General features: G+C 37.8%; 20 protein-coding genes and 1 riboswitch. Of the genes, 16 read left to right on the plus strand and 4 right to left on the minus strand.

Features of this window, described 5'->3' with window-relative positions; all coding sequences use genetic code 11:
• The first annotated feature begins 26 nt into the window (after positions 1-26).
• From CTN01_RS04805 to CTN01_RS04830, 6 genes are all read left to right on the plus strand, one after another.
• Complete coding sequence (locus CTN01_RS04805; protein ID WP_045148641.1) at positions 27-389, plus strand: c-type cytochrome; 363 nt, start codon at positions 27-29, stop codon at positions 387-389.
• 27 nt (positions 390-416) lie between these two features.
• A complete protein-coding gene (ccoN, locus tag CTN01_RS04810) occupies positions 417-1,850 on the plus strand; it encodes a cytochrome-c oxidase, cbb3-type subunit I (protein ID WP_045148643.1) in 1,434 nt (477 codons plus the stop codon).
• Positions 1,843-2,451 carry a cytochrome-c oxidase, cbb3-type subunit II gene (gene ccoO, locus CTN01_RS04815; protein WP_005368320.1) on the plus strand — a complete coding sequence of 203 codons (609 nt, stop codon included), beginning with the start codon at positions 1,843-1,845 and terminating at the stop codon, positions 2,449-2,451. The genes ccoN and ccoO overlap by 8 nt, the downstream gene beginning before the upstream one ends.
• A complete protein-coding gene (ccoP, locus tag CTN01_RS04820) occupies positions 2,448-4,646 on the plus strand; it encodes a cytochrome-c oxidase, cbb3-type subunit III (protein WP_045148645.1) in 2,199 nt (732 codons plus the stop codon). The genes ccoO and ccoP overlap by 4 nt, the downstream gene beginning before the upstream one ends.
• 136 nt (positions 4,647-4,782) lie before the next feature.
• Positions 4,783-4,956: riboswitch (Lysine riboswitch) on the plus strand.
• Between the two features lie 82 nt (positions 4,957-5,038).
• Positions 5,039-6,622 carry a Na+/H+ antiporter NhaC family protein gene (locus CTN01_RS04825; protein ID WP_045148647.1) on the plus strand — a complete coding sequence of 528 codons (1,584 nt, stop codon included), beginning with the start codon at positions 5,039-5,041 and terminating at the stop codon, positions 6,620-6,622.
• A gap of 113 nt (positions 6,623-6,735) precedes the next feature.
• Positions 6,736-7,176, plus strand: coding sequence for a VOC family protein (locus tag CTN01_RS04830; RefSeq protein WP_005368323.1), 441 nt, complete (start codon positions 6,736-6,738; stop codon positions 7,174-7,176).
• A gap of 61 nt (positions 7,177-7,237) precedes the next feature.
• Here the strand turns inward: CTN01_RS04830 and CTN01_RS04835 are convergent, their stop codons facing one another.
• The 4 genes from CTN01_RS04835 to CTN01_RS04850 form a co-directional block, all read right to left on the minus strand.
• Positions 7,238-7,888: a Qnr family pentapeptide repeat protein gene (locus tag CTN01_RS04835; protein ID WP_045083472.1), complete on the minus strand. Its 651-nt coding sequence runs from the start codon at positions 7,886-7,888 to the stop codon at positions 7,238-7,240.
• Between the two features lie 100 nt (positions 7,889-7,988).
• Positions 7,989-8,381 (minus strand): cystatin domain-containing protein, encoded by a 393-nt coding sequence (locus CTN01_RS04840; protein WP_045148649.1) that lies wholly within the window; start codon positions 8,379-8,381, stop codon positions 7,989-7,991.
• Positions 8,382-8,506: 125 nt separating this feature from the next.
• The gene (locus CTN01_RS04845; RefSeq protein ID WP_005368326.1) at positions 8,507-8,848 is read right to left on the minus strand and encodes a 5-carboxymethyl-2-hydroxymuconate Delta-isomerase; all 342 of its coding nucleotides are present in this window, start codon (positions 8,846-8,848) and stop codon (positions 8,507-8,509) included.
• A 179-nt stretch (positions 8,849-9,027) separates the two neighbouring features.
• A complete protein-coding gene (locus tag CTN01_RS04850) occupies positions 9,028-9,384 on the minus strand; it encodes a DsrE/DsrF/TusD sulfur relay family protein (RefSeq protein WP_045148651.1) in 357 nt (118 codons plus the stop codon).
• A gap of 313 nt (positions 9,385-9,697) precedes the next feature.
• On the opposite strand from CTN01_RS04850, the gene CTN01_RS04855 reads away from it, so the two are divergent.
• The 10 genes from CTN01_RS04855 (at position 9,698) to CTN01_RS04895 (ending at position 22,124) form a co-directional block, all read left to right on the plus strand.
• On the plus strand, positions 9,698-10,222 hold the full coding sequence (locus tag CTN01_RS04855) for a hypothetical protein (RefSeq protein WP_045148653.1): 525 nt from the start codon (positions 9,698-9,700) through the stop codon (positions 10,220-10,222).
• A 190-nt stretch (positions 10,223-10,412) separates the two neighbouring features.
• Positions 10,413-11,930, plus strand: coding sequence for a PAS domain-containing protein (locus CTN01_RS22975; protein WP_249033673.1), 1,518 nt, complete (start codon positions 10,413-10,415; stop codon positions 11,928-11,930).
• 283 nt (positions 11,931-12,213) lie between these two features.
• Complete coding sequence (locus tag CTN01_RS22980; RefSeq protein WP_052666601.1) at positions 12,214-13,476, plus strand: putative bifunctional diguanylate cyclase/phosphodiesterase; 1,263 nt, start codon at positions 12,214-12,216, stop codon at positions 13,474-13,476.
• Positions 13,477-13,546: 70 nt separating this feature from the next.
• Complete coding sequence (locus tag CTN01_RS04865) at positions 13,547-13,888, plus strand: hypothetical protein (RefSeq protein WP_005368330.1); 342 nt, start codon at positions 13,547-13,549, stop codon at positions 13,886-13,888.
• Positions 13,889-14,541: 653 nt separating this feature from the next.
• On the plus strand, positions 14,542-15,768 hold the full coding sequence (gene gltS, locus CTN01_RS04870; protein ID WP_005368331.1) for a sodium/glutamate symporter: 1,227 nt from the start codon (positions 14,542-14,544) through the stop codon (positions 15,766-15,768).
• 311 nt (positions 15,769-16,079) lie between these two features.
• A complete protein-coding gene (locus CTN01_RS04875; protein ID WP_045083476.1) occupies positions 16,080-17,309 on the plus strand; it encodes an L-lactate MFS transporter in 1,230 nt (409 codons plus the stop codon).
• Between the two features lie 586 nt (positions 17,310-17,895).
• Entirely contained in the window at positions 17,896-18,924 is a 1,029-nt protein-coding gene (locus CTN01_RS04880) for an amino acid ABC transporter substrate-binding protein (RefSeq protein WP_005368334.1), read from the plus strand.
• A gap of 108 nt (positions 18,925-19,032) precedes the next feature.
• Positions 19,033-20,232: an amino acid ABC transporter permease gene (locus CTN01_RS04885; protein ID WP_045128264.1), complete on the plus strand. Its 1,200-nt coding sequence runs from the start codon at positions 19,033-19,035 to the stop codon at positions 20,230-20,232.
• Positions 20,233-20,236: 4 nt separating this feature from the next.
• Entirely contained in the window at positions 20,237-21,334 is a 1,098-nt protein-coding gene (locus CTN01_RS04890; protein WP_045128265.1) for an amino acid ABC transporter permease, read from the plus strand.
• A 13-nt stretch (positions 21,335-21,347) separates the two neighbouring features.
• Positions 21,348-22,124 (plus strand): amino acid ABC transporter ATP-binding protein, encoded by a 777-nt coding sequence (locus tag CTN01_RS04895; protein WP_369917481.1) that lies wholly within the window; start codon positions 21,348-21,350, stop codon positions 22,122-22,124.
• Positions 22,125-22,262 lie beyond the last annotated feature (138 nt).

Consider the following 22,262-nt stretch of genomic DNA (forward strand, 5'->3'; position numbering starts at 1 on the left):
AAATAAAATAAAAAAGGGGGATGAGCATGTCTTTAATCCTATGCATTAAACGTTTTTTGTTTGTGGGTTTAGTTGTAACTCCTTTTATTTCTTCTGCAGAAGAAATGATCCCCGAACAACAATTTGAGATCGGAAAACAAAAAGCCCTTGTTTGTATTACTTGTCATGGTGCCGATGGTATTTCTGCAACAGAAACCTACCCCAACTTACAGGGGCAAAAGCAACAATATTTGGTCGCAGCACTTAAAGCATATAAACAAAATCAACGTGTTGATGGTTTAGCCATATTAATGCAGGGTTATGCAAAAGACTTAAGTGATCAAGATATGAAGGATCTCGCGTATTACTTTAGTAACGTAAAAACAGATACCACTCATCAATCACAATAAACGGCAATAGTTTTTAAGGTTATGTCGATGGATACTCAGTATAATTATAAAATCGTTAAGTATTTTATGATCGCTAGTGTTAGTTGGGCGTTCATTGCAATGTTAATTGGTGTTATTTTAGCAGCACAACTTTATTGGCCTGCTCTTAATCTAAATTCTGAATACTTTCAATTTGGTCGTCTTCGTCCATTGCATACTAATGGCGTCATTTTTGGCTTTGTCGTTAATCTTTTAATGGGGACATCCTTTTATATTGTTCAACGCACTTGTAAAACCCCGCTATATAACAATGCCGCTGCTTGGTCTGTCTTTTGGGGATGGCAATTTATCCTTCTTCTCGCCCTTATCACCCTCCCGCTAGGTTTTACTACTTCGAAAGAATACGCTGAACTTGAATGGCCGATTGATATCTTAATTGCTGTTATCTGGGTGATGTACGCCATTGTGTTTTTTATGACCGTTGCCAAACGTACCGTTCATCATATCTTTGTTGCTAACTGGTTTTACGGTGCGTTTATTATTGTTATTGCGATGATTTTTATTGCTAACAACCTCGAATTGCCTGTCACGATGTGGAAGTCCTATTCTATTTACTCTGGGGCTGAAGATGCCATCGTACAATGGTGGTGGGGACATAATGCGGTTGGCTTTTTATTAACTGCAGGCATCATTGGTATGAACTATTACTTCATTCCGAAGGTTGCTGAACGCCCTATTTATTCTTACCGTTTATCTGTTATTCACTTTTGGGGCTTAGTCGGCTTTTATACTTGGGCCGGCACACACCATCTTATTTACTCTTCTGTTCCTGATTGGTTACAAAATCTCGGCATTGTGATGTCGTTAATTCTATGGCTTCCCTCTTGGGGTGGCGCATTTAATAGCATCATGACCTTGCTTAACAACAAGCAGAAACTTAAACACGACTACATTATGTGGTTCTTCTTTTCTGCCATTGTTTACTATGCATTAGCAACTTTTGAAGGACCTCTATTAGCCATTCGCTGGTTTAATATGATTGCTCATAATACCGACTGGATTATAGGGCATGTGCATTCAGGTGCCTTGGGCTGGGTTGGCATGTCTGCCATTGCCGTATTCTATTACTTTATCCCTCGTTTATATGGTCACGAGCAATTGTGGTCAAACCGTTTAGTTAAATGGCATTTCTGGTTTGCGCATATTGGGATTGTACTATATGCCGTTGCACTGTGGATTGCTGGGATCGGACAAGGCTATATGTGGCTTAAAGAAGATTCTAATGGTTCACTTAGCTATAGTTTTGTCGAAGCGATGAACTTCAGTGCACCGTGGATGTTAGTTCGCTTTATCGGTGGCGCGTTGTTTGTACTAGGTATAGTTTTAATGATTTATAACCTATACAGAACGCTAAAACAGCCAAAACCTAGATCGGTTAAGCACCAGAATGCAGCAACAGAAAAGGTAGATACTCATGATTAATAAAGATTTTACCTCATCTGTAGTGATCCTCATTGTTTCAACAACTTTGGTTGCCGCCTTTTCGTTCTTAGTATGGGTACTTCCTACATTTTTTTACCAAGATAAGTTAATTGCAGAATCAAGCGCGAAACCATTAACCGCGTTAGAGGTCGCTGGTCGAGATATTTATATCAGTGAAGGTTGTCATACTTGCCATACCATGATGGTTCGTCCATTAAATGCAGAAATTAAACGTTATGGACGATATAGCCGAGAAAGTGACGATATTTATGAACATCCCAATTTATGGGGTTCAAAACGAACCGGACCAGATCTCACCAATCTTGGTCGGAAATATTCAGATCAATGGCATATCATCCACTTAAGAAATCCTCGCGATGTTGTACCCACTTCAATCATGCCCTCTTATCCTTGGCTCTTTGAGCAAGTGCTCGATGGTGAAGATATTGATGCAAAACTAATAGCGTTACGTAAGCTTGGTGTACCTTACAGTGATAAGGAAATTAAACAGGCACGACTAGAAGTAAATGGTAAAACAAAGGCACAGGCACTAATCGCCTATCTACAAAGTCTGGGACAAGATCAAGGAGTACGACCATGAGTACTTTTTGGAGTGGTTGGGTCATTATCCTAACCCTGATTTTTCTCGCAATTATGATCGTCGTTGTTGCGTACTACTGGAAGAAAAACAGTGCAGCCAACGCTAATCGAACCGTCGATAGCTTTGATGGTATTGATGAAAACGATGCCGGCGTACCAAATCTTTTACTCCTTTCTTATCTTCTTGCTTTCATTATTGCTGCCGTTTTTTTGGTGCTCTATCCTGGCATGGGAAACTGGCAAGGACTTATGAAGTGGCAATCAAGTAGTGAAGCTGCTTCAACCTCTCCCACCTCGTTAGCCAAGCAAATTAGCCAAGTACCTAATGGAGATACATCATTTCAAGCATTAAGTACTTCGCCTGAAGTTGTGGTCGCGGGTCGTGCTTTATTTCAAACACATTGTGCGGCTTGCCATTTAAATCAAGCACAAGGACAACTTCATTTCCCTAATTTAAGTGATGCTGTGTGGCTCTATGGTGGCAGTGATGAGGCGATCCATCATTCGATTGTGAAAGGTCGTAACGGGGTCATGGCTGGTTGGAAAGATATTCTGACTGAAGAAGAAATTGAGAATGTTTCATATTATGTCGCTTCACTTGAAAAAAACCGCATTATCTCAGAGCCAGCGGTCAAGCTTGAACTCGGTAAAACCGTATTTGATGCTAACTGTACGGCTTGTCATGGCAGTAATGCAAAAGGTAATACTGCGATTGGTGCGCCAAATCTAACTGATAATATCTGGCTTCACGATGGCAGCGTTGAAGGTATTATTTCAACGGTAAAATATGGCTTAAACAATCTTATGCCTGCTTTTGAAGAGCAACTCAGCGATAGCGAAATTCAAGCATTAGGTGCTTATATTCGCCATCAAGGTAATAGACAAAACGAGAAACTCGCAACGCTTGATCCGGATATGGTCAGTAAAGGGAAATATCTTGCTTATGCAGGAGATTGTATTGCTTGTCACACTGGTGAAGGCGGCGAACCGTTTGGCGGCGGTTTAGGATTTTTAACGCCATTTGGTACGCTTTATTCAACCAATATTTCAGCACATCCAACCTATGGTATTGGGGATTACACCTACGATGAATTTTATGATGCGCTACATAAGGGTAAAGGCAAACATGGTTACCTTTATCCAGCTATGCCCTACTCGTCTTATCAGTATGTAACAGATGAAGACACCCAAGCACTTTGGGCTTATATGCAATCGCTTAATTTTGTGAATACTCGTAATGAAGAAAACAAGATGATGTTCCCAAGTAATATCCGGTTAGGACTACTTGGCTGGAATATTGCCTTTCTTAATACCGAGCCTTTGCAATACCCAGCCGATGCCACCGAACAATGGAAACGGGGTAAATATTTAACCATGGGATTAGGACACTGTTCGGAATGTCATACTCCACGTAATGTTGCACAAGCCTTGATAGAAAAAGAGCTCTTCCAAGGTAACTTAATTGATGGCTGGAAAGCCCCGAATATTACCGCAACAGAGCTTTATCAAGATCGGTGGGATGTAAAAACGTTAACTGACTTTTTAAAAACTGGTCATTCAGATAAGGGAACCGCATTTGGTGGTATGGCTGAAGTGGTACAAAACAGTACCCGTTTCTTGACAGAACAAGACGTCGCAGCCATTTCGGAATATTTGATCACTGGCGATAAATATAACGAGTTAGATAGATCGGTTCCACAGCTCAACCCACCTGGTTTTGGTGACTTAGTGCCAGCTAATGTTGATATTCAAACCGTTGAACTAAAACCGTTGAGTAGCAACGATCCTGAAAACGAAGCCAAACTATATGGTTTATATGTTCAAACTTGTGGCGCATGCCATGGTAAAGACGGAAAAGGTAGAAAAGGTATCGCCCCTACACTGCTTAACAACGGGATAATCATGCACAGTGATCCTTACGATACCATTGCCGTTACCATTCGTGGATTATCGCCAAACTTCATGGAACAAGACAGTAACTTTATGCCGATGAGTAGCTTTAACTCGGTGATCAGTGATGCCAACCTCGCTAAGTTAATTAGCTTTGTCCGCAATAAGTTAGGTGATAGAACTGTACCTGTGACCCTAGAAGAAGTGGCTGGGGTAAGAAAAGATTTAATTAAAGGTGGCTATGCTGGAAATATACATGCCACAACAACACCAGAACAAAATCAGCCGAATAGCGTAATAGAATAAGCGATTATCTAAATGGAATATAACGCTTCTAATTGGTTAACATACCATCAAGCGTAACAATATTTACAATTAATATGCATTTTCTGTCTGCTTTTTATTGCCTAAGCAAAATTAATAGGTATTATCCAACTTCAATCCTTTGAGTAGAGGCGCGCTGCCTAAAAGTATCCAGATGGAGGGTGACACCTTTGAAGTCTGGGGAAAGGAGTCGGCGCCGAAGTGTTTGTTGTGTCGTCAACAATCGCTGGGTCTGCATTAAATAAGTGCAGAACTGCCATAGTTATTTTGTCTATGGAGCGCTACCCTAAGGGATAAGAAGTATTTTTTCTCCTGAAATTTGTTTCTCTATCCTTTCGGTAGATCTCCACCTAATATAGGTGTTTAAGAGATCCATGAATCTTGTTCAATATTCTGACTCCCTGTTATCTGTAATACCACCCTTGCTGGCTGTTGTTTTAGCTATCACTACACGACGTGTATTGTTATCACTTGGCCTTGGTATTGTTGCTGGCGCAATCCTTTTAAATGATTACAGCCCTTTAGCTGCGCTTCAATACATTATAAATAAGGTTATTGGCCTTGTTTGGTCCGATGGTGCAATTAACCACAGTAACACAGATATGCTTATCTTCATGTTGTTATTGGGAGGCTTGATTAGCCTTATGACAGCTACAGGGGCAACCAAAGCATTTGCCGAATGGGGTGTTCGCCGCTGTAAAGATCGCCGCAGCGCAAATATGCTAACCGGATTAATGGTTTTTGCTTTCTTTATTGATGACTTTTTCCATAGTTTATCAGTCGGTCCAATTTGTCGACCAGTGACAGATCGCTTTAATATTTCACGCGCTAAACTTGCGTATCTACTTGATTCAACAGCTGCACCTGTTGTTGTAATTACTCCAATTTCTTCATGGGGTGCTTACATTATTGCTATTTTAGGCGGTATTTTAGCAACGAATCATATTACAGATATCAGTGCCATTTCATTGTTTGTTCAAATGATCCCAATGAATTTATATGCTGTATTTACGCTACTAATGGTTATCGTTGTTATTTTCTTCCAACTTAATATTGGTCCAATGCGTCAACACGAAGCCTGGGCTGAAGAAGGAAAGCTTTGGGATGAATCAAAAGGTCACCCTAAAGGCCTTGAGATCACAACTGAATCGCAAGGTAAAGGTACTATGTTAGATATGGTACTTCCTATCCTTACACTTACAGTAACAAGCGTTATCTTTATGATCGTTAGTGGTGCTGAAGTACTAAGTGCTAAAGGTGAGGCATTTCACCTTATTTCTGCTTTAGAACATACAGATCTTGGTGCGTCCTTAGTTAACGCCTCATTATGTAGCCTAGCAGTCTCAATTTTATTAGCGCTTCGCTTAAAGCTATCAATGAAAACTTGGCTAACAGCAGCACCTCAAGGTGTAAAAGCAATGCTACCTGCTATCATTATTCTACTATTTGCATGGACTATTGGTACTGTTGTAAGTGATATGCAAACGGGTCAGTATCTTGCGAGTTTAACGAAAGGTGGTTTTCCTAGTGAATTATTACCTGCGCTAGTCTTTGTTCTTTCATGTGGTATGGCATTTGCGACGGGAACAAGCTGGGGAACTTTTGGAATCATGCTACCACTTGCAGGTGATATGGCTGTAGCAACAGATGCTAGCTTATTAATGCCGATGCTATCAGCTGTACTTGCGGGTTCAGTATTTGGTGACCATAGTTCACCTATTTCAAGTACAAGTATCCTATCTTCAACAGGTGCAGGTTGTCACCACATGGATCATGTATTAACTCAGCTCCCATATGCTATTACTGTCGCTTTTGGCGCACTTCTAGGTTACTTAGCTATGGGTATCATGTCTTCAACGCTTGCGGGTATTGCTGTAAGTTCAGTATGGTTCCTTGCGTGTTGTACCGTTCACCTACGCCGAAATAGAAAGTACCAACAACAAGCTGTTACCGCTTAAATATAGAAATTAGAGCACAATAATCTATCTATCCCCGTTCGTTTTAATACTCAATTGCTTTATGCTAAGTATTAATACAACGGGGATTTTTTGTTTAAACGTTAGGAAATAGAATGGAATACTTACATACCATGGTACGAGTGAGCAACTTAGATGCTTCACTGGATTTTTACTGTAACAAGCTTGGTTTGGTAGAAATTCGACGTAAAGAAAGCGAACGTGGGCGTTTTACACTAGTATTTTTAGCGGCACCTAATCAGGCAGAAACAGCAAAAGAAACACAATCGCCTTTATTAGAACTAACTTATAACTGGGATCCAGAATCTTACACTGGTGGTCGTAATTTTGGTCACCTCGCCTTTGCCGTCGATAATATTTACGACTTATGTGCTCATTTACAAAATAATGATGTTGTTATTAATCGCCCACCTCGTGATGGACATATGGCATTTGTACGTTCACCTGATGGTATTTCGATTGAACTGCTACAAAAAGGCGATGCATTAGAAGCAGCTGAACCTTGGGCTTCGATGCAAAACCAAGGTGAATGGTAAGAATAACATTGTATATGTCGGTATTACTTTATTTAAAGAATACCGACCTTTTTATAGCGCTTTAAAGCACAATAATGCCAAGCTGACTTAGTAATTGCTCTTGTTGCCAATCGCAAATTTTTACACCACTCAAATTCACACGTCGAACATCAACCCCCTCTAAATCCACATGGCAAAGATCTGCGTCTTCTACAACGCATTGACGCCACTGCTCAGAGGAAAACTCACAGCGACTTAAGTCAGATCCTTTAAAGGATGTAGCCAACAAATTAGCTCCGTTCCATCGGTTTTCAAACAGCTCGCATTGCTCTAATTTTATGTCTTCGAAATTGCTATAACGTAAATTGCAGCCAGTTATAAATGCAGAGCAAAAGAATGTGTTATGGGTGATATAATTTGCAAAAGAAGCATACTGAAAATCAACACCTTGGAGATTAGATTGTCGCATTTCTATGCCAAAACACTGCGAATTACGAAAACTTGCCATTGACAAATTACACTGCTTAAAACTCGCATCTTTGAGTTTTGAATAGGAAAAATCGCATCCTTTATCATCTCCGACATCAATAAAATTGCAGTTGATAAAACTCGCTTCAACTAAATTTGCGCGTGAGAAATCACAACGATAAAACTGACAATTTTCAAAAATAGCTTCAGACAATTCTTGTTTAGAAAAGCTTTCATCTTGATAGCACTGACCTACAACATGCATACATTATCTCTTCTCATACTCTGCAACTGATCAAAAAAAAGCGCAATTACTGATTGCTCAATAATAGCGCTCTCTCATTCTATTAGAACTTATTATTTAATTACTTATGAACATCGCAGTTCGAAGCTACTGATGATACTTGTTTTACATCTTTAACATCATAAGTATTCTGTAGGCTACGGAAAACAGTCGCATTGTAGTAATCACCATTTTCAATACTGAATGTAATTGAGTAGTTCATACCTGCAACAACTTGCTGTGTTACATGATAAATTTTACCTAGCTGATGCTCACCAGGGATTGCTTTAACGGCGTCTTTTGCTGCTTGTTCCACTTCAGGTGTTATGTCACCTTGTGCCCAACCACCAACTATTGCTTGAGAAAAATTACAACTTTCTTGCATGTTCGCCTCATCCGAAGTTACGTCTTTTGCAGAATTACATGCAACTAATACAATTGAGCTTAAAGCAATGAGTAAAACTTTCTTATTCATCATCAAATCCTAATTCACATTTTCTGTATATATATCAACAGAAAACGTAATTAAGTGCAAATATACTTTATTCGAACAGTGATTTATTACTATAGGTAACAACTTAAAGCAATTATATTTGCATTTTATATAACATACTTACGATAAGATTGCTGATTAATATCTTCAATCTCTACTGTGACGCAAATATCATTATGAAACATTGCCGCCACTTGGTGCAAGATGACTTCAGATAGATTATCTTTTTGCTTTGGATCTCTACCTGGAAGTACCCTTACGGTAATATGAACAAAAGGCTTTTCGGTTGTCCCTGTACGATATAACTCATAAGGTATGGCACGGGTTTTTATATCTTCTTCATCAAAAAGCCCTGAACTAAACGTCGCGTAATGAGTTGTTGCCATTAACTCATTTAAATTAATCTCTGTTTCAAGATCTTTGGCATATTCAATAATGCAATGCGGCACAGCTTATCTCCTATATATGAATAGCTTTCTTAATGACACTAGCATATATAAATAAGATAACTCTTAGTTTGATCAGCTTTTTGATAATAAATACCTTTAATAACTGAGTTCTTTTGCTTTCTGTGATTCCTGTACAAAAATAGCTCTTTTCTGTTACGTTATCTCATTGAACGCAACGATTAAAACGTTAATACTTTTTCTGCATTTAGCGTCCAATCCGCTAAATCATCTAACGATCCAATTTCACAATCTTCAATGAGTAGTGACTCAGACAACCCACGCGCACAACAACAAGTTTTACACAATTTGACCTCGCCCCCTTGTGCAATAAGAATTTCAAGCATTTGTTGAATATCATAGCCTTCTAGCGGATTTTGCTGTTTCATCGCACACATCACAGCATCAGACATTAAGAACAATTTGAGACTTACAGGTTGTTCTTCCTGTTCATTAAGTTTAATTGCTAAGCGTAATGCATTAAAAGGACGCTCAGAGCCATAAGGAGCGTCATTGATAACGATTAAAATAGTTTGCATCTAGTACTCATATAAAAAATAAATCAATTGCCTTTATTGTCACACAAAGTGAGACTAAAGGTATAAAAAACCGAACACTACTTATCAAGAATAGCAATAGTCAATTAATATCACAGTTCACATTTCTATTGTCTTTAGGTCACTGCACGTCTATAAAACATTCAGTTAGTACACATTATTATCTCAAATTCACATTATATGCATATTCTACTATTCTCAGCTCGAATAATTTGGCACATTACCGCCTCAGTTGATTTAACACGTTTATTCATAGCAGCTGAAGTGTACTTAACCTCTAGAACGAGAACATAAAATGAGTCATCGTCTTCAACTAACCCATGCACCATCAGTCCTATTTTTATTCGGTCTTTCTGGTGCCGGTAAATCTTATGTCGGTGATGTCATTGGTGCTCATGACGATTGGTTTGTTTACCATGCAGATGACGATTTAACTGATGAAATGCGTGAAGTTATTGGTGCAAACAAGCCTTTTACTGATGAAATGAGAGATGATTTTTTTATTCGTATCAGTCAAAAAGTAAATCACTTCCGCACTCTTTATCCCCGTGTAGTGGTTACACAAGGCGCTTATAAAAAACAACATCGTGATTTCCTACGCCAAAATATCACAGACATAGATATGATTTATGTCACTGCAACGGATTCATTGATTCACCAACGTTTAGAGTTTCGTATCAATGGTATCTCTAACGAAAGTGCGGACGCTATAAAGCATATTTTTGAAGCACCAGATCATACTGTAAAAACTATTTTTAATTATGAAGGAAAGACTTCTATTATTGAGCAATTAAATCGATTTTATAGCAGAATTCAATAAAAATACGGTAATAAAGACCATAACTTTTATATTTATAAAATTTAACACTGATAGAAAATAGTTACCTACATTTATAACCACCTTGAAACATTTACCCCATCACGTTTCTCATTAATTTTCCTTAACTATATGAACACTTTGGCATAGACTTATATCTTGTATGTCTATGGATTCATATTAGGGTGTCTGTGTGAATGGGTTAAAACCGTATTTTCTTGCCATTTTAGTACCACTGGTCGCTATGGTGACGATTTTAAGTCTCTATTTTTACCAGAAAGACAGTGTTCAACTTGCAGAACATATAAAAGAAAATGAACTTCGTCAGTTAGAGTCTCTTATACAAATTGGTCACTTACACCTCAATACTATCACTGAAGATTTAAACCGCCTCACTTATCAATTACAGCAAGAGCCTCTTCACGAGCCGTTACGGGTATTGGAAAAGGCCAGCGTTCTAAAACAATTTAAGAGTATACTTGTTAACTCAGATCTCTATGACTCCATTCGATTAATTGACTATAAAAACACCCAAGTTCTTCTCCTTAATAAGGTAAAAGATGGCTTTCATATTGATTACAGTAAAGTCATTGAAGAACCACAAGAATTAAGAAATATTGATCATACATTTTCTCTTAATAATAAAGTAAGCTACATTTATAAGCATCGAAATAAAGTATCACTTTATCAACACTTAAAATTAGAATACAGCAATTGGGTTGTGCAGCTAAGTTACCATCAGCTCCCTGTAAGTAACATTGCAAGTAATAAAGAGCGTACAAATTTTATTATCAACAATGATGCAAAATGGATCACACAGCCTTACTTAAACAAATCACTTAACCCATCAGGACATGATAATACGAGTTCTGATGATGTGCTTTTCTCTGTTACTTATCCTTATTTATGGAATGCTGTAAAACGATTAAACAAAGGACAAACGATCATTGGTGATTATCTCTATACTTATACGCCACTGATATTTAGTGATAACAAACTAAATAAGAATATAGATAAAAACACTTCTGAGTGGGTGCTTGTTTCATCATTAAACTTACATAAAGAGCTGAATAATCTTTATTTTTCTAACTTTACTCGAATACGTTTAGCAGCGCTTTACATCACTTTTTTTGTTTTAATTATTAGTTCAGTAATGTTGGCACGACGATTAATTAAACATCGTAAAAATGAACAGTTATTACGCAAGCAACGTGATGATAATCTTAAAAGATATACGGCGATTATTAAAAACAGCGAAGATGGGATTGTAGTACTTAATAAAAATAGAGTTATTACAGCGATTAATGACGCCGCTTTTAAAATACTTAATATTCACTCTCGCGCTTTACAAAAACCATTCATTGGCCTCTTCAATTCTAAACAAATTCAAGATGAACTCACAACCTTGCTTAATACTATTGATCAATTACCTAATACCGAGCATTTAAAGACCCATATAAAACTTAAATATAAACGTTCAAAACATCTAGAAGTCATTGCAACTAAGCAAGTTGATAATATTGAAGATAACATTTTACTTCATATTGCTGATGTGACTTATTGGGTTAATCGTGAGAAGAAGTTACAAGCCTTATCTCGCGCAGCAGAGCAAAGCGCAGAATCCGTTATCATTACCGATAAAAATGGCTTTATACAATATGTAAACACGGCTTATATAAAAATGAGTAATAAGCCTTTAAATCAGCGGTAGCCACAGCTCAATTTGTATTAATGATTATATCGATGATAAAAATGAACAAGATGAACTCATTAGTAAATTAGTTTCAGGGCAATCAATTCGCCATGTTATCACCAAAGAAAAGGATAACAATATAATCTATATAGATTATACCATTTCACCTATTCGCGGTGATGATGGCAACATTTCTAACTACATAGCAACAAGCAAAGACATAACAGACAGAGTCAGTTATGAGAATAGATTACACCGTCTCGCACACTATGACGCATTAACCCAGTTACCTAATAGAACAATGTTTACTCAAGATATTGCTCACAGTATGAAAGAAGCCATTCGGCATAAAGCTCAAATTGCTATCGTGGTGATCGATTTAGAGTTAACCAAACAGCTTCATGAATCCATGAGCAATGAAGACATCGAAAAAATCCTTTTAATTGTCTCAAAAAGGATTAAATCCAATTTACGAGAAACAGATGTTCTAGCCCGTATCGGTAGTGATGAGTTTGGCATCTTAATTAGATCATTTCACGATTTACAGACAATCACGCAAGTGGCTGAACGATTGCTACAAAATACTAATGCCCCATTATCCATCGATAGCCAAGTGCTTTCCATTTCAACTAACATTGGTATTGCATTAAGTTCAGATGCCGAATCAGACCCTAAACTTATACAAAAATACGCACACATCGCGTTATATCGTGCTAAAGGGTTGTCTGGAAGCAACTACTGCTATTTCACTGAATCAATGGAAGCGGAAAACATTCAGCGTTTAATACTTGAGTCTGACCTACGTAAATCCGTTGGTAGTGATCAATATGAATATTTCTATCAACCTAAGGTGAATGCCAATACACACACACTGTGCGGTGTTGAAGCCCTACTGCGTTGGAAGAACAACAAAGGAGAATATCGTTCACCTATTGATGTAATCCCAGTTTTAGAGTCATCCGAGCTTATTATTGATGCTGGGCGTTACCTGATAAATCAAGCTTGCCTTCAATTAAAATCATGGCAAGACAAAGGACACTTCTTTGACGTTGCCATCAATATTTCTGCAAGACAGTTATTAGAAGCTGACTTAGTTGAAACAATAACACAAGCAATTAATAATACAGGCTGTAACCCTCATTACCTTGAACTTGAATTAACAGAAAGCGTACTCATGTGTGATGTTAATTTTGCTTTAAAGCAGCTTAAATCTTTACGTGAACTAGGTATTAAAATTGCTATTGATGATTTCGGCACTGGTTACTCTTCCCTCGCTTATCTTTCGCGCTTTCCTATAAACATTCTAAAAGTCGATAGAGAGTTCATCAAAGATCTACCTTCTAATAAAGACAGTATTATGATTTGTCGTTCTATTATAGAGCTTGCTCATAATCTAAATTTAACAATCGTCGCTGAAGGTGTTGAAACAGAAGATCAACTTAAGTTCTTAGAATCTCTAGGCGTGGAAGAATTACAAGGCTATTATTTTGATAAACCATTACCATTATCAGTTTTTGAGAATAAATATTTAGCCACAAATGAAATAAGACCAACTTTAAGTTGAAAACACGGTTCTCATCATTCCCAATGTGTCTTATTATTATGGTAATAGAATTGTTATGTAGGATGCTTTGATGAGCTTTGATGACCACTTAAATAACTTTATCAAGCAGCGCGATCAATTTGGTGGCACAGTCCAACAACGACAGCAGAAACGTAATAGCTATGTCGTTGTCGATGCAACGGATCAAAGTAAAGCCCGTGAGTCGATGGCTCGTGAACAAGAATTAGCTGCAAAACGTGCTGAATTTGAAACCAAACAACACCATGAACGCGTGAGTGGTCGTTGTGTTTTACCTGATGAAGCACAAACATTAGAAAACAATAAATTACAAGCACGACCGGCAGATCCTAGCCGCATCGCATATATACAACAGCTTAAGAAAGATCTAAAACTCAAAAAATACAGTAACTGATCTTATCTTCATTCATCAAAAGGAAGCTATCTCAATAGCTTCCTTTTTTCTTATTGTAAATAACCAAATAAAATTACAATAAATTTTAGTAGCAATAAAAATAACACAAAAAACAACCACAAATTACAGCATTGAATACTATTAAAGTGTAAAACACTCAGTTTTTTCAAATTTTTATCCAAATAATTCAAAAAATATCTGTTTAAAAAACAACCAATCTTACATTGTGAGAAAATTCCGTTTTTTTTCAATTGCATTCATAATAACTAAAATTTCATTTTAACCTTCGTATTACAGTGCACATTTCGTTATAAATATGTCTCAACTTATTGATTTAGCCAAAAATAATAAGATAAATATATGTTTTATAATAAAATTTAAATTTTAAAGATGATATTTATGTAAATTTTATTTGCAGTTTTAACCTTCGAAAAATAACAACCGTCAACGCATAAAAACAAAACAATTTAATAACAATAAAAGCACCAAAAAGTTACTTAATTTACTTTTTACAGTGGGTATATTCGATATTTTATACAATATCATCACTTAATGCTTAATTGGCTACTACATTATAATTAGAATAGCAATATGGTCAGAATACCTTTTAAACGTTAAAATTAGCATCAAAGAAGTACAATAGAAGATTATCGATGAACACAACTATTCAAATTAATGAGCTCGAATCATTGCTCATAGCAATAATCGTGCTTTTTCTAGGTTACTTTATTAATAGTAAAGTTGCGATTTTAAGAAAATATAACATTCCAGAGCCGATTGTTGGTGGCTTAGTTGTTGCTGTTATTATAACAATTTTTCATTTCCATGGGTTTGATATTAGCTTCAAGCTAAGTATGCAAAACGCATTAATGGAAATGTTTTTCTCAACAGTAGGTCTTGCTGCTAGCTACAAACTTTTAGCTAAAGGAGGATCACGCGTATTCTTATTCCTAGCCTTAGCAACGGTATTCATTGTTATTCAAAATGCTGTTGGTGTTAGCTTGAGTAAGCTACTTGGTCTAGATCCATTACTAGGTCTTGTTGTTGGCTCGATTACATTATCAGGTGGTCATGGTACTGGTGCCGCTTGGGCACATACCTTCTCGACTGACTACGGCATAAATACGCTTGAGTTATCGATGGCTTGTGCAACATTTGGCTTAGTCATGGGGGGTATTATTGGAGGACCTGTCGCACAGCGTCTTATTAATAAATACAACCTAAAATCAGATTTTGGTGAAAGCGGTAATCACCATATTGATCACCCAGATCTTGTAACTTACAGTGATAAAGAAGAGGATCGTATTACTTCTAAGAATACGATTGAAGTGTTATTTATTCTTCTTGTATGTGTTGCTGGCGCATCACATGCTAAAGAGTTTGTTGATGGCTTCGGTATTAACGCACTTCGTATTCCTGAATTTGTTTACGCACTTTTCATTGGTGTCTTCATTACTAACTTTTGTGAAGGAACTAAGTGCTACAAAATCAATAAGGAAACCGTTGATGCTTTAGGTACTATTTCGTTATCCCTATTCCTTGCAATGGCATTGATGAGCCTGCACTTATGGGAATTAATGGATCTCGCATTACCTATGTTGGTGATTCTTGTTGTACAAACCATTGTGCTCGCACTATTTACTTATTTCGTGACTTTCCGCGTAATGGGTAAAAATTACGATGCCGCAATTATTGCTGGTGGTCACTGTGGTTTCGGTATGGGCGCAACACCAACAGCTGTAATGAACATGGGTGCGCTTGTATCGAGAAATGGACCATCACCACAAGCATTTATGGTAGTGCCTATTGTTGGTGCTTTCTTTATTGATATTACTAACCTACTTGTACTCCAGGGCTATATGAGTTTCCTTGGTCACTAATAGTAATCACATTTCATGCTTATAAAGGGGAAAGAGTTGTGCTCTTTCCCTTTTTTATTATTCTTTTAAATACTCAATATTACCTCAATAAAATAACACCATAGTTACATCCTCCCCTCAATTAAAACGCTATTCAAATTCAGTTACACTCTAACTTCCATACTTTCGACTCATTTGTAACAAACAATTTCTAGCCAATTTTAAATTTAAATAATCTTGATAATATTCGCGCACTTTAAAAATCCCATTTAGATATAACATTATCTTTGTTGGCAAAGTGATCTGCTGACATCGTCTTAATTGAGAGAAGTATGAAAAAATTTGATAGAGCAATGCAGATCTTACTTGCTGGATTCTGCATTAATTTGTGTATGGGTATTCTTTACGCATGGAGTGTTTTCAAAAAAGCACTTGTTGTTGATTTAGGCTGGTCAAATGCCGACGCTTCACTACCTTATACTGTTGCTATTATTACCTTCTCATTATCATTATTAGTGGCAGGTATTCTGCAAGACCGTATGGGTCCACGTCGAGTGCTCATCCTTGGCACAGTGATGGTTGGTCTAGGTATGATCATTTCAAGCTTTGCTACCACTCCTATGCTACTGATCGTAACATTCGGTATCTTAACGGGTAGTGGTATCGGTTTTGGCTACGCGTGCCTTAGCCCGTCAGCAATGAAATGGTTCCACCCTTCGAAGAAAGGTCTAGTTAATGGCTTAATTGCAGCAGGCTTTGGTTTAGCAGCTGTATACTTAGCACCGCTAACATCTTTCCTAATTAATGAAGTAGGAATAAACACAAGCTTCTTAATTTTAGGTATTGCAGTACTTATTATTGCAGTACCTCTTGCTTGTACCATTAATAATCCCCCTGCAGGCTATATACCAGAAGTACCTGCTGGCTACGATGTAAATAACAAATCAGGTAATGCAGCAGATCTAAACTGGCGTTCAATGCTAAAAACACCACAGTTTTACTCTCTTTGGGTAATGTATGCATTTGCTTCGGCATCAGGTTTGATGATCATTGGTAACATCACCTCTATTGCAGCCACACAAGCAAACATCGCAGATGCTGCATACCTAGTTGTAATCTTAGCAATATTCAACTCTGGTGGTCGTGTAGCTGCTGGTATCCTATCAGACAAGATCGGTGGCATTAAAACCCTCATGATTGCCTTTATCATGCAAGCAATCAACATGGTAATGTTCGCAACGTTTAAGTCTGACTTTACGTTAATTATTGGTGCAGCAGTTGCAGGTATTGGTTACGGCACACTGCTTGCGGTATTCCCATCAATCATTGCTGATTTCTATGGTTTGAAAAACTATGGTGCAAACTATGGCGTACTTTATACTGCTTGGGGCGTGAGTGGCTTTATTGGTCCTGTCGTAGCGGCTTTCGCTGTTGATACAACAGGTACTTACACACTGGCATATACTGTGTGTTCTATCATGCTTGGTATCGCGGTTGTTCTTTCTTTTGTGACTAAAAAAGTAGATTCAGTCGCACTGGCAGCAAAAGCTACAAACGCATAACGAACTAAAATATACGTAAGAAAGACTCAATTTTTTGAGTCTTTCTTGTTTATAAGACAGTATTTTCCAACTTGCAACAAATTCACAACACTAATTCAATAAATATAAAGATATTAGACTTAAACACTTTATTAACTGATTTCTTGCAATATTAAAATTCAAAATATAACAAAATTTCGAATAATTTAACCACAAGGAGCCACCACCACGTCATTGCATAAAAAATCACACTTATGCATATCCAATATATTGAAACCTCTCACCTTACTACTTACACCGCATTATAATTAACTTTAAACACCCGTTTAAATAAAGCCACCGCACAATAAAAACGCCAATAACCCACTATTATCACCATCCCTAACACTACACTTTTAAAACCAGCCATCATGAATAATTAGTCACATATAGTAATGATTATTATTTTATTCTAATTTTCATCTTGTTAGCTTTTCGTGATCTACATCTTTTCGTTCACTAGACCTTTTGTTTTCTCTTCCTATAATTAACAACTGTTAACATGTTGTTAAAATTATTAACTATTGCATTTTTATTTTCACATCAAGACCAACAAAGGAAGGTACAAATGGCTAATAAATTATCAGTGGTATTTGCGGCGTTAGCCTCTTCAACTGCCCTTTTTGCTGCAAACGCCAATGCTGAAGCTACGTTAGACAAAGTGATGAAACAAGGTTATGTCCAATGTGGCGTAAGTGCTGGTCTACCTGGTTTTTCAAACCCTAATGCAAAAGGTCAATGGGAAGGCCTTGATGTAGAATTCTGTCAAGCCATTGCGGCAGCAACCATAGGCGATAAATCAAAAGTTAAATACATCCCACTGACAGCAAAAGAGCGTTTTACTGCACTACAGTCTGGTGAGATTGATGTTTTATCGCGAAATACTACATGGACACTCCACCGTGATACCTCATTAGGCCTCAACTTTACTGGCGTTAACTATTACGACGGTCAAGGTTTTATGGTTAAAAAAGACATGGGTATAAAAAGCGCTAAAGAATTAGATGGTGCGGCAGTTTGTGTCCAGTCAGGAACGACTACAGAGCTCAACCTTGCCGATTACTTCCGTGTAAATGGTATGACTTATAAGCCAGTTGTATTTGATACAGCGCCTCAAACATCTAAAGGTTTTGATTCTGGTCGTTGTGACGTATTAACAACGGATCAATCTGGACTATACGCTCTGCGTTTAAACTTAAAAGATCCTAATTCAGCTGTTGTACTACCAGAAATTATTTCTAAAGAACCTTTAGGCCCTGTCGTTCGTCAAGGTGATGACCAATGGTTCAACGTCGTTCGCTGGACGCTCTTCACTATGATCAATGCTGAAGAATTCAATGTGACTTCTGCTAACGTTGATAAATTAGCGAAAGAATCGAAAGATCCAAATATCCGTCGTCTTATTGGTTTAGATGGACCAAAAGGTAAAGGTTTAGGACTTAAAGATGATTGGGGTTACCAGATTATCAAACAAGTGGGTAACTACGGTGAGAGCTTTGAGCGTACTGTCGGTGAAGGCTCACCACTTAAAATTAAACGTGGTTTAAATGCACTTTGGACTAACGGTGGTATCCAATACGCACCACCAATTCGTTAATTTCACGCATAGATATTTATTTAAAGAAACATAGTACAACGTAGCACTATATAGGGATTCGGTAACGGGTCCCTACTTTTACATCTCAATAGGAACTGAGGTTGTTGTATGGCTCCTACACCACATACATCGGATGTATCTAATCCAAAGTCCAAACAGAATATTTTTTATAACCCTACTTTTAGGGCTGTTATTTTTCAACTTATCGCTGTTATTGGGCTAGTCTTCTTTTTTTACTCAATCGTAAATAATGCCCTTACCAATTTAGAGTCACGAGGTATCTCGACAGGCTTTGATTTTCTTAGCCAAGAAGCGGGATTTGGTATTGGTTTAACACTGATTGATTACGACGAAACTTACACTTATGGGCGAACTTTTGTTGTTGGATTATTAAATACTGCGTTAGTCGCGGTATTGGGTATTATCCTTGCAACAATCATCGGCTTTATCATGGGCATAGCTCGTCTATCTTCAAATTGGTTAATCAGCCGTTTAGCCGCTGTTTATATTGAAGTATTTCGTAATATCCCACTCTTACTGCAAATCTTTTTTTGGTATTTTGCGGTACTACAAGCACTACCTTCGCCACGACAAAGTGTCAGTTTGGGTGAAGCCATCTTTCTTAATGTTCGTGGATTATCGATCCCAAGTCCTATCTACGGTTCGGGCTCAGAAATTATCGGCTGGTGTTTAGCTATTGCGGTGATGTTATCGATTATTTTCTATCGTTACGCTAAAACGAAACAACAACAAACAGGACAACAACTGCCAGTTTTATACACTGTTGCTGGACTTGTTTTAGGTTTACCTTTGGTCGCATTTTTCGTCACAGGCATGCCTATCACACTAGAATATCCAGAGCTCAAAGGCTTTAATTTCAAAGGTGGTATCACCATCTTGCCAGAGCTGGCAGCCTTGTTACTGGCATTAAGTATTTACACAGCTTCTTTTATCGCAGAAATTGTACGATCTGGTATCAACGCGGTTAGCCATGGGCAAACAGAAGCAGCCGAAGCATTGGGTTTATCCAAAAGTAAAACGTTACGTCTTGTAGTGGTGCCGCAAGCACTACGTATCATTATTCCCCCACTCACGAGCCAATACTTAAACCTCACTAAAAACTCATCGCTTGCGATGGCAATTGGTTATCCAGATCTTGTATCAGTCTTTGCTGGCACAACCCTAAACCAAACAGGACAAGCGATTGAAATCATTGCTATGACTATGGCGGTGTACTTAACACTCAGTTTATTAACTTCGTTATTGATGAATATCTATAACAAAAAAGTTGCATTGGTAGAGAGGTAACACGATGAAGAAGCATGAATTTCTACCAGACTTGCCTCCACCAGCAAACACTGTTGGTATAATTGGTTGGCTACGAACGAACTTGTTTTCATCAATTACTAACAGTATTGCAACTCTTCTACTGGGCTATTTTGCTGTACTTGGGATCTGGTACACCATTGATTGGGCATTTATTAATGCTGATTGGTCTGGCGTCAGCCGTGATGCCTGTACCAGCAGCGGTGCTTGCTGGACATTTATCAACGTACGCTTTGATCAGTTTATGTATGGCTTCTATCCAACAGAAGAGTTATGGCGACCACAATTATTCTACGCCACATTAGCTATTTTCATTGGCTTGTTGGCCTACGAAAAAACACCGTACCGTGGTTGGATTTGGTTGTTCTTCGTTAACATCTACCCATTTATCGCAGGTTTCTTACTTTACGGTGGCGTATTTGGCCTACCTATTGTAGAAACTCACCTTTGGGGTGGATTATTAATTACCTTAATCATTGCCATTGTTGGTATTGTCGTCTCACTTCCTATCGGTGTCGTATTAGCCTTAGGTCGACGCTCTGAAATGCCAATTATCCGTAGTATTTGTACGGTATACATTGAGTTATGGCGGGGAGTACCACTCATCACCGTACTCTTTATGGCATCAGTGATGTTGCCACTATTTCTATCATCAGAAATGGAAACCAATAAATTGATCCGCGCCTTAATGGGTGTTGTGATGTTCAGTGCCGCTTACATGGCAGAGGTAATACGAGGTGGCTTACAAGCGATCCCTAAAGGACAATATGAAGCAGCTGACGCACTTGGGCTCACCTATTGGAAAAAGATGTACCTCATTGTACTGCCACAAGCGCTGAAAATTACTATCCCATCGATTGTGAATACTTTTATTGGCTTGTTTAAAGATACCAGCCTTGTTCTCATCATCGGTATGTTTGATGTGCTTGGTATTGGACAAGCAGCGACGACCGATCCTGAATGGTTAGGCTTTGCAACCGAGAGCTATGTATTCGTTGCACTAGTCTTCTGGATCTTCTGTTTTGGGATGTCGCGTTACAGTATTTATTTAGAAAACAAACTACACACTGGGCACAAACGTTAGCAAGGACAGCATTATGACGAGTAGTACTTCAAAACCTAATACGGATAACACAAGCTCTGATCTTATGATCCAGCTAACTGATGTGAATAAATGGTATGGTCAATTCCATGTCCTGAAAAATATTAACTTGCAAGTAAAGAAAGGCGAGAAGATCGTAATTTGTGGTCCTTCAGGATCAGGTAAATCAACCATGATCAGATGTATTAACAGCCTAGAAGAACACCAAAAAGGACAAATTATTGTTGGTGGTACAGAGCTAACTGATGATTTGAAAAATATCGAGTTGGTACGAAAGGAAGTCGGCATGTGTTTCCAGCACTTCAACCTCTTCCCTCATCTAACGGTATTAGAAAATTGTACCCTTGCTCCTATTTGGGTAAAGAAAATGCCAAAGAAAGAAGCAGAAGCTTTAGCGATGAAGTACCTTGAGCGTGTTCAAATTACCGATCAAGCAAATAAATTCCCAGGACAACTTTCTGGTGGCCAGCAACAACGTGTTGCTATCGCTCGCTCACTTTGTATGAACCCGCAAGTTATGCTTTTTGATGAGCCTACATCAGCACTCGATCCTGAAATGGTTAGAGAAGTGCTTGATGTAATGGTCGAGTTAGCAAATGAAGGCATGACGATGCTTTGTGTGACTCACGAAATGGGTTTTGCACGACAAGTCGCTGATCGGGTTATATTCATGGATCAAGGTGAAATCATTGAAGAAAATAATCCTCATGACTTCTTTGATAATCCAAAATCTGATCGTACTCAACTGTTCTTAAGCCAAATATTACATTAATTCGTATAATTTGAATGTTTCAAAGAAAACAATTGATTAGTACTACAGATCATCGTTACTTTGAAACATTTACTTACACATTAATCTGACTTTCATCGCTACGGTTAAGTAATATACGAGCTAAGTGATGATAACGTG

Origin of the sequence: Photobacterium angustum (assembly GCF_003026365.1) — a bacterium.
GTDB lineage: Bacteria > Pseudomonadota > Gammaproteobacteria > Enterobacterales > Vibrionaceae > Photobacterium > Photobacterium angustum.